This window comes from Hydrogenophaga sp. (assembly GCF_048549895.1).
In the GTDB taxonomy this organism is placed as follows: Bacteria; Pseudomonadota; Gammaproteobacteria; order Burkholderiales; family Burkholderiaceae_C; genus Hydrogenophaga.
This window is the reverse complement of sequence record NZ_JBLYYB010000213.1, coordinates 1-7380: the sequence shown is the minus strand read 5'-3', so window position 1 is coordinate 7380 and position 7380 is coordinate 1. Positions and strand designations below refer to the sequence as shown.

Annotated in this window: 6 protein-coding genes and 1 pseudogene; 2 read left to right on the top strand and 5 right to left on the bottom strand. The window is 67.3% G+C overall.

The window, feature by feature from the left end:
- A partial coding sequence (locus ACN4F8_RS19960; RefSeq protein ID WP_419475167.1) for a HAMP domain-containing protein occupies positions 1–939 on the bottom strand: 939 nt, incomplete at its 3' end.
- Positions 940–1144: 205 nt separating this feature from the next.
- Here ACN4F8_RS19960 and ACN4F8_RS19955 point away from each other — a divergent pair.
- Positions 1145–2320, top strand: a complete 1176-nt coding sequence (locus ACN4F8_RS19955) for an MFS transporter (RefSeq protein ID WP_419475166.1) — start codon at positions 1145–1147, stop codon at positions 2318–2320.
- A 25-nt stretch (positions 2321–2345) separates the two neighbouring features.
- Positions 2346–2843 (top strand): YidB family protein, encoded by a 498-nt coding sequence (locus ACN4F8_RS19950; RefSeq protein WP_419475165.1) that lies wholly within the window; start codon positions 2346–2348, stop codon positions 2841–2843.
- Positions 2844–2850: 7 nt separating this feature from the next.
- On the opposite strand, the gene ACN4F8_RS19945 is transcribed toward ACN4F8_RS19950, so the two are convergent.
- From ACN4F8_RS19945 to ACN4F8_RS19930, 4 genes and pseudogenes are all read right to left on the bottom strand, one after another.
- Positions 2851–3714: an alpha/beta hydrolase gene (locus ACN4F8_RS19945; protein ID WP_419475164.1), complete on the bottom strand. Its 864-nt coding sequence runs from the start codon at positions 3712–3714 to the stop codon at positions 2851–2853.
- A 34-nt stretch (positions 3715–3748) separates the two neighbouring features.
- Positions 3749–5251: a M20/M25/M40 family metallo-hydrolase gene (locus ACN4F8_RS19940; RefSeq protein WP_419475163.1), complete on the bottom strand. Its 1503-nt coding sequence runs from the start codon at positions 5249–5251 to the stop codon at positions 3749–3751.
- Between the two features lie 115 nt (positions 5252–5366).
- Entirely contained in the window at positions 5367–6938 is a 1572-nt protein-coding gene (locus ACN4F8_RS19935; protein WP_419475162.1) for a methyl-accepting chemotaxis protein, read from the bottom strand.
- Positions 6939–6995: 57 nt separating this feature from the next.
- Positions 6996–7380, bottom strand: a pseudogene (locus ACN4F8_RS19930) (methyl-accepting chemotaxis protein); the annotation flags it as partial.

The following is a 7380-nucleotide window of genomic DNA, read 5'->3' as shown; positions in this document are numbered from 1 at the left end:
GCTGGTGAGTTGCTCCATGCTCGCCGCTGTCTCTTCCAGGTTGCTCGCCGCCTGCTCGGTGCGCGCGCTCAGGTCCTGGTTGCCCGAGGCAATCTCGGCACTCGCATGGCCCATCGCCGTCACGCCGCCGCGGATTTCGCACACCATCTTGGTCAGGGCACTTTGCACACGCAAGACGCCGGCCAGCACGCGGGCGGTCTCGTCCGATCCCTGCACGTGCACGGCACCGGACAGGTCACCGGTGGCCACGCGCTCCATCGCATCGGCAGCTGCATCAAGCGGACGCGTGATCCGCACGCTGATCGCGAGACCCAGAGCGAGCGCCAGGCCCAGCACCAGCACCGCCACGGCGGCGGTGAGCACCACGGCACGCTGCTGCAGTTCGGCCAACTGACCCGCCATCGCATCCACGCGCACACCCACCGCGCCACTGATCTCACCAAAGGCCTTGTCGGCGGCTCGCACGTCGGCCTTGGCGGGCTCCATGGCCTGGTTGGCGCGCCATGGATCGTTGATTTCGCCGCGAGAGATGCCCAGATGAACGAGCTCGACCGCATCGCGGTAACGGCTCACGCCGGCCTGCATGCGCTGCAGCGCGGCCTGCTCCGTGGGTCCGAGCAAGGGTTCGAGCACGGTCATGCGCTGCAGGCCCGAAGCCACTTGTTCGCGCCAGCTCTGGTGGTAGCGCGTGAGCGTGGCCTCGTCGGCCAGGTTGAGAAACATGTCTTTCTCGAAGCGGCGCATGTTGCCCACATCGGCGCGCAAATCACCCAGCGAGCGCACCGCCGTGACTTCCGTTTGCACCAGGCGCTGACCGGTGGCCACCGCGCGCTGCAGACCAAACAAGGCCGCAGCGGCAACGACCAGGATGCCCAGCGCGCAAAGACCCAGCAGAAGCGCCAGTTTCGCGCGCACCGAAATATGGGAAAGCCAATTCATGAGATGTCCAGACCACAAGCCAGTGGCCCCGACGGGGCCTCTCCATGTTTTTCGGGCTTTCAGCGGCGGACTTGAGTGCTTTTGAAAAAAGATGCGCTTGAAATGCTTGATTTATCTTGTGCAAGTGCTATTTATTACATAGCAATCGTGTCATTTTGATGACATTTTCATGTCGTCTGCGCGGTGCCGACCTGTATGAGGACGCATGAACAAAAACCTGTGGTTGCTGGCCGCCACGCAAGGCCTGTTTCTCACCAACAACGTGGTGTTCATCGCCATCAACGGCTTGGTGGGCCTGTCGCTGGCGCCGCTGGGCTGGATGGCCACCTTGCCCGTGATGGGCTACGTGGTGGGCGGGGCCTTGTCCACGCCGCTGGTGGCGCGCACGCAGAGCGCGTTCGGGCGCAAGGTGTCGTTCCAGATCGGGCTGCTGGTGGCGCTGGGCTCGGCGCTGTTGTGCGCCTGGGCGGCGATGAACCACAACTTCTGGCTGCTGGTGACCGCCACCGTGATCGCCGGTTACTACAGCGCCAACGGCCAGCTCTACCGTTTTGCCGCAGCCGAGCTCAGCGCGCCGGCGTTCCGCGAAAAGGCCATCTCGCTGGTGCTGGCCGGTGGACTGGTGGGCGCGGTGCTCGGCCCCAATCTGGCCAGCCGCACGCGCAGCTTGTTCGATGTGCCGTTCGTGGGCGCCTATGTGTCGCTGGCGGTGGTGGCCCTGGTGTCCATGGCGGTGATGGCGTTTGTGCGCTTTCCGCCGGTGCCGCCCAAAGCCGCCAGCGCGGACCGGGGCCGGCCGCTGGGCGTGATCATGCGCCAGCCGGTGTTCATCGTGGCCACCGCTGGCGCAGCGCTGGGCTACGGCGTGATGAACCTGCTGATGGCGGCGACACCGCTGGCCATGCAGGTCTGCGGCTTCCCGTTTGAAGACGCCGCCCTGGTGCTCGAATGGCACGTGATCGGCATGTTCGCGCCGGGCTTTTTCACCGGGCACCTGATCAAGCGCTTTGGTGTGCTGAGCATCATGGGCACGGGTGTGGCGCTCAATGTGGCCTGCGTGGCCATGGCGCTCTCGGGGGTGGAACTGCACCAGTTCCTGATCGCGCTGTTCCTGCTCGGCGTGGGCTGGAATTTCCTCTTCACCGCCAGCACCACGCTCTCGCTGCAGTCGTACCGGCCTGAGGAAAAAGACCGCGCGCAGGCGGCCATCAATTTCTGCGTGTTCGCCACCATGGCACTCACCTCGTTCGCCTCGGGCGCGCTGGTGACCACGCAGGGCTGGCAGTGGCTCAACGTGGGTTCGCTGCTGCCGCTGGCGCTCACCGCCATGGCCCTGGTCTGGCTTGCGTGGCGCGGTCGGCAGGCCCACAATCCCACCTGATTCAACGACCGCACGGAGGCACGCCATGGGATTGCTGGACTCTTTGATCGGCGCGGCCACCGAGGCCGCCATGGGCGCCCAGCGAGGAACCGACGCGGCACCCGGTGGCGGTGCCGGCGGCCTGAATCCACAGCTGCTGATCACCCTGGTGAGCAGCCTGCTCAACAACGCAGGCGGTCTGCAAGGTTTGCTGGCCAAGCTGCAGTCGGCCGGCTTGGGTGAAGCGGCGCAATCGTGGGTGGGCACCGGCGCCAACCAGCCGGTGAATCCCGACCAGCTGGGCCAGGCACTCGGCCCCGACCTCATGGGCATGATCGCCGCCCAGCTCGGTGGCAACCGGGATCAGGCGTCCAGCACCCTGGCCGATCTCTTGCCCGGCCTCATCGACCAGCTCACGCCACAAGGCCAGGTGCCAGCCGACAACGGCCTGGGCGCACTCGGTGCCCTGCTCGGTGGCCAGAACAACCCGGCAGCGGGCGACCTCATGGGCATGCTCGGCGGCCTGATGCAGCCGCGCCGCTAGAGACTTTTCAGGCGGCTTTCGGCTGGGGCGCCTGAACGTCCAGCCAGGCCTTGAGGGTGCCGAACACGGCCGAGGGATCGGCCTCGTTGAAGATCTCGTGGTACAGACCCTCGAAGGCCTGCGAATGCACCGTGTTGCGCGGTGCCGCTGCGGCAAACGCGCGGCTGCCCTCGGACTTGACCAGGTGATCGTCGCCCGCGTACATGAGCAGGGTCGGCACGCTCCAGCTGGGCGCTGCTGCCAGCACGTTGGGGCCGTTGCTGTCGATGAAATGCGCCAGCCGCGCGGAGATGCGGTCGTGCACGCGGCGGTCTTTTTCGTAGGCCTCCACCGTGGCCTGGTTGTGCGAGATCTTGCTGGCGTCCAGCCCGTTGGACAAGGTCTTGTTGGGTGCGTACCGGTACATCAGATCGATCAACCTGCGCTGCACCAGACCCAGGCCGGCCTGCAACGCAGGCGATGACAGCACCAGACCATCGATCCTGGCCATGCCGCGCTGCACGAAGGTGGCCGTCACCAGCCCGCCCATGCTGTGCCCCATGAGGATGAGCGGACAGGCCCACGGCTCGGCGATGTGGCGGCGCGTGTCGTCCAGCACCTCGGCCAGGTCGTCCAGGAGCGCGTCGTCGTCGGGCAGCACGCCCTGGGCACCGCCCGAATCGCCATGGCCGCGCTGGTCGAAGGCGCGCACGAAAAAGCCCCAGTCGTTGAGGCGGCGCGCCACCGCGTCGTAGCGCCAGGCGTGTTCGCCCAGACCGTGCACGATGAGCACCACGCCACGCGGGCGCCGGCGCATCGGCAGCGGCCAGTCGTACAGGGCCAGGTTGAGGCCGTCGCGCAGGGTGAAGGGGGCCTGGGTCGTGTCGGTCATGTCGGCGCAGGAAAAAGAATGAAACGGGTTGTGCTCAGGGCATGCGGGCAATGACTTGGGCCACCGTGGCGGTCAGGCGTTGCGCGTAGTCCAGGTGAAGAAATTCGTTGGGACCGTGTGCGTTGCTCCGGGGGCCGAGCACGCCGCACACCATCATCTGCGCGGTGGGGAAACCTTGGCTGAGCATGTTCATGAGCGGGATGGTGCCGCCCTGGCCGATGGTGCCGCAGCCCGCGCCAAAATGCGCCTGCGAAGCGTCCTGCAGGGCCTGCTCGAACCAGGGCGTGGTGGCCGGCGCGTTCCAGCCGCTGGCCGCGCCCTCGCCGTCGAACGTGACCTTCGCCTGGTAGGGGGCGTTGTCTTCCAGCAGCGCCTTGAGTTCGCGCACGGCCGCTGGAGCGTCCACCAATGGCGGCAGGCGCAGGCTGAGCTTGAAGGCGGTGTAGGGCCGCAACACGTTGCCGGCGTTGCGCATCTCGGGGAAACCATCGGCACCGGTGACGGACAGCGTGGGCCGCCAGGTGCGGTTGAGCAACGCGTCCACCGGGTCGGTGGTGGTGGGCAGCGCAAACACGGTGGCGCCGCCGCAGTCGTGGTGCGCCCAAGGGAAGCGCTTGTAAATCTCGTCTCCGAGGATGGACGCCGTCACCCGCGCCTGCTCCAAGCGCTCGGCCGGCACCTCGCAGTGGAAGCTGGCGGGCAGCAGGCGGCCGGTGGCGCTGTCTTCCAGCCGGTCGAGCACCTGCCGCATGATGCGAAAGCTCGACGGCACCAGCCCCGACGCATCGCCCGAGTGGATGCCTTCGGTGAGGATCTCGACCTTGAGCACGCCGCTGGCCATGCCGCGCAGGCTGGTGGTGAGCCAGAGCTGGTCGTAGTTGCCGGCGCCGCTGTCCAGGCAGATCACCAGGCCCACGTCGCCCAGGCGCGTGCGCAGCGCATCCACATAAGGCAGCAGGTCGCCCGAGCCACTTTCTTCGCAGGTTTCAATGAGGCCGACGATGCGCGGGTGCGCCGCGCCCTGGGCCTTGAGCGCCTGCAGCGCGGCGATGCTGGCGTAGACCGCGTAACCGTCGTCGGCGCCGCCACGGCCGTAGAGCTTGCCGTTGTCGATCTTGGGTGTCCAGGGGCCGAGGTCGCTGCGCCAGCCGGTGAACTCGGGTTGTTTGTCGAGGTGGCCGTACATCAGCACGGTCTGGCCCGAGGCCGGCGCAGGCGTGCCGTCCTTGCCCGCGCTGGCAGGCACTTCAAAAAACAGCACCGGCGTGCGCGGCACACCGTGCGCGTCGTTGAGCTGGATCACCTCCAGCGTGAGGCCCTCGACCTTCTGCGCTTGCACCCAGTCGGCGGCACCGCGCAGCACGCGGTCCAGCAGGCCATGGCGGGCCCAGTCGGGGTCGAACGCGGGGGACTTGGCCGGCACCTCGATATAACGCACCAGCTCGGGAATGATGGTCTGCGCCCACGCGGCGTCGATGTGGGCTTGCAGCGCTGTGGGGTCCAGCGGCGGCGGGGCGTGGGGAAGGCGGGCGTTCATGGCGGCGGTCTCCAGCGGGGCGCCCCGTGAAGACCGGGACACTACCCAGAGCAGTATAGGCAGAGCGGCACGTCCGTGGCGCTGCGGTGCGCCTTGGCCGAGGGGGCCAGGCGCCTCAGGCGTGCGCCGCGCCCGACAGGCGGAACACCCGCACCACCTCGGCCAGGCGAGCCGACTGGTCCTTGAGGCTCTCTGCAGCGGCAGCGCTCTCTTCCACCAGCGCAGCGTTTTGCTGCGTCATCTGGTCGAGCTGGCTCACGGCGGCGTTGACCTGGCCGATGCCTTGCGACTGCTCCTGGGCGGCGGTGGTGATGTCGCTGATGAAGGCCGAGACCTTCTCGGCGTTGGCCACGATCTCTCCGATGGTGCTGCCGGCCTGGGCCACCAGGCGCGAGCCGGTTTCGACCTTGCCCACGCTGGCTTCGATGAGCACCTTGATTTCTTTGGCGGCCTGTGCGCTGCGCTGCGCCAGGCTGCGCACCTCGGCGGCCACCACGGCAAAGCCACGGCCTTGCTCACCAGCCCGCGCGGCTTCCACCGCCGCGTTCAGGGCGAGGATGTTGGTCTGGAACGCGATGCCGTCGATGACACCGATGATGTCGCCGATCTTCTGACTGCTCTGGTTGATCTCGTTCATGGTGGTGACCACCTGGCTCACCACCTGGCCGCCGCGCACCGCCACCTCGGCGTTGACCACCGCCATTTGCGTGGCCTGGTGCGCTGAGTCGGCGCTCTGGCGCACGGTGATGTTGATCTGGTCGATGCTGGCTGCGGTTTGCTGCAGGTTGCTGGCGGCCTGCTCGGTGCGCGCGCTCAGGTCCTGGTTGCCGCTGGCGATCTGTTCGCTGGCGGTGCCGATGCTGTCGGTGCTGTTGCGCACCTCGCCGACGATGCGCGAGAGCGAGGCCTGCATGCCGCCCAGGGCTTGCAGCAGGGCAGCGAGTTCGTCCTTGCCGTTCACCTGCACCGGGCGTGTGAGGTCACCGTTGGTGATGGCTGTGGCCAGGCTCTGGGCCTGATCCAGCGGTCGGCAGATGCTCTGCATGTTGGCCAGCGTGGTCGGCACCACCACCAGCGCGGCCAGCGCCAGCGCCACACCAAAAATCATCAGGGTCTGGCTGCTGGTGTCTTCGCCCGCCTGCTGCAGCGTGGCCGCTTCGACCTTGAGCACGTCTTCCACGCGCTTGAGGTTGGCCAGGATGCCGGCGTACTGTTCGTGCGCGCGGGACAGCATGCGGTTGGCCACGGTGGCAGTGTCGTAGCCACTGTCGGCCAGCTGGCGCGTCACCGGCTCCACCGCGTTGGTGTACGCGGTGAGCTGCTCCTTCATCTCGCGCACGACCACGTTGTCGCCGTCTTCCTCGCCCACGAGCATGTGGTCCATCTGCTGCAGGGCAGCGTCGCGCGCGCCTTGCCACTGCGCCTTGGCCTTGGCGACTTCTTCGGGCTTCTCGTAGCCGATGATCATGTCTTTCTCGTAGCGGCCCATGTCGCCCAGCGCCACCTGCAGACGCGACAAGGTCAGCGTCTCTTCGAAGGCGTGATCGACAAACTCCACATTGAGGTCGTGCACCCGGCCCATGCCCCACAAGCCGGCGCCGCCGACCATCGTCAACAGGATCAGCACGACGCCGATGGCGCCCATCATTCGGCTGCGGATGGAGAACTGTCGCATCAGTTGTTGCATGGTCTGTTGTCTCGTCTTCTTGTGGTCCGGTGTCGGCTTGCCTGTGGGGTGCGTGGGTCAGAAACTTTCCCAGTCGCCTTCCGCACCGGCGGCCACGGCGGGCTTTGCAACCGGTGCCGGGCGCGCCACAGGCGCTGCGGCCACGGTGGGTCGCTTCGGCGCCTCTGCCGGCGCGGCCAGCTCCAGGGCTTTCGGCTCTGCGGCCCTGGCGCTGGCCGGCTTGATGCTGGTGGGCTTGTGGGCCACCGGCTTGAAGGTGTTGGCGGCTTTCGCCACCACGGCGGGCGCGCTGAGGGCCTGCGACGAGTCGATGCGGAAGATCTTGATGACTTCGGTCAGGCGGCTGGCCTGGTCCTTCAAGCTCTCGGCGGCGGCGGCACTCTCTTCGACCAGCGCGGCGTTCTGCTGCGTCATCTGGTCCAGCTGCGTCACCGCCACGTTG

Coding starts and splice junctions, on each gene's coding strand:
- ACN4F8_RS19955 (WP_419475166.1), top strand. CDS start 1,145: ATGAACAAAAACCTGTGGTTGCTGGCCGCCACGCAAGGCCTGTTTCTC.
- ACN4F8_RS19950 (WP_419475165.1), top strand. CDS start 2,346: ATGGGATTGCTGGACTCTTTGATCGGCGCGGCCACCGAGGCCGCCATG.
- ACN4F8_RS19945 (WP_419475164.1), bottom strand. CDS start 3,714: ATGACCGACACGACCCAGGCCCCCTTCACCCTGCGCGACGGCCTCAAC.
- ACN4F8_RS19940 (WP_419475163.1), bottom strand. CDS start 5,251: ATGAACGCCCGCCTTCCCCACGCCCCGCCGCCGCTGGACCCCACAGCG.
- ACN4F8_RS19935 (WP_419475162.1), bottom strand. CDS start 6,938: ATGCAACAACTGATGCGACAGTTCTCCATCCGCAGCCGAATGATGGGC.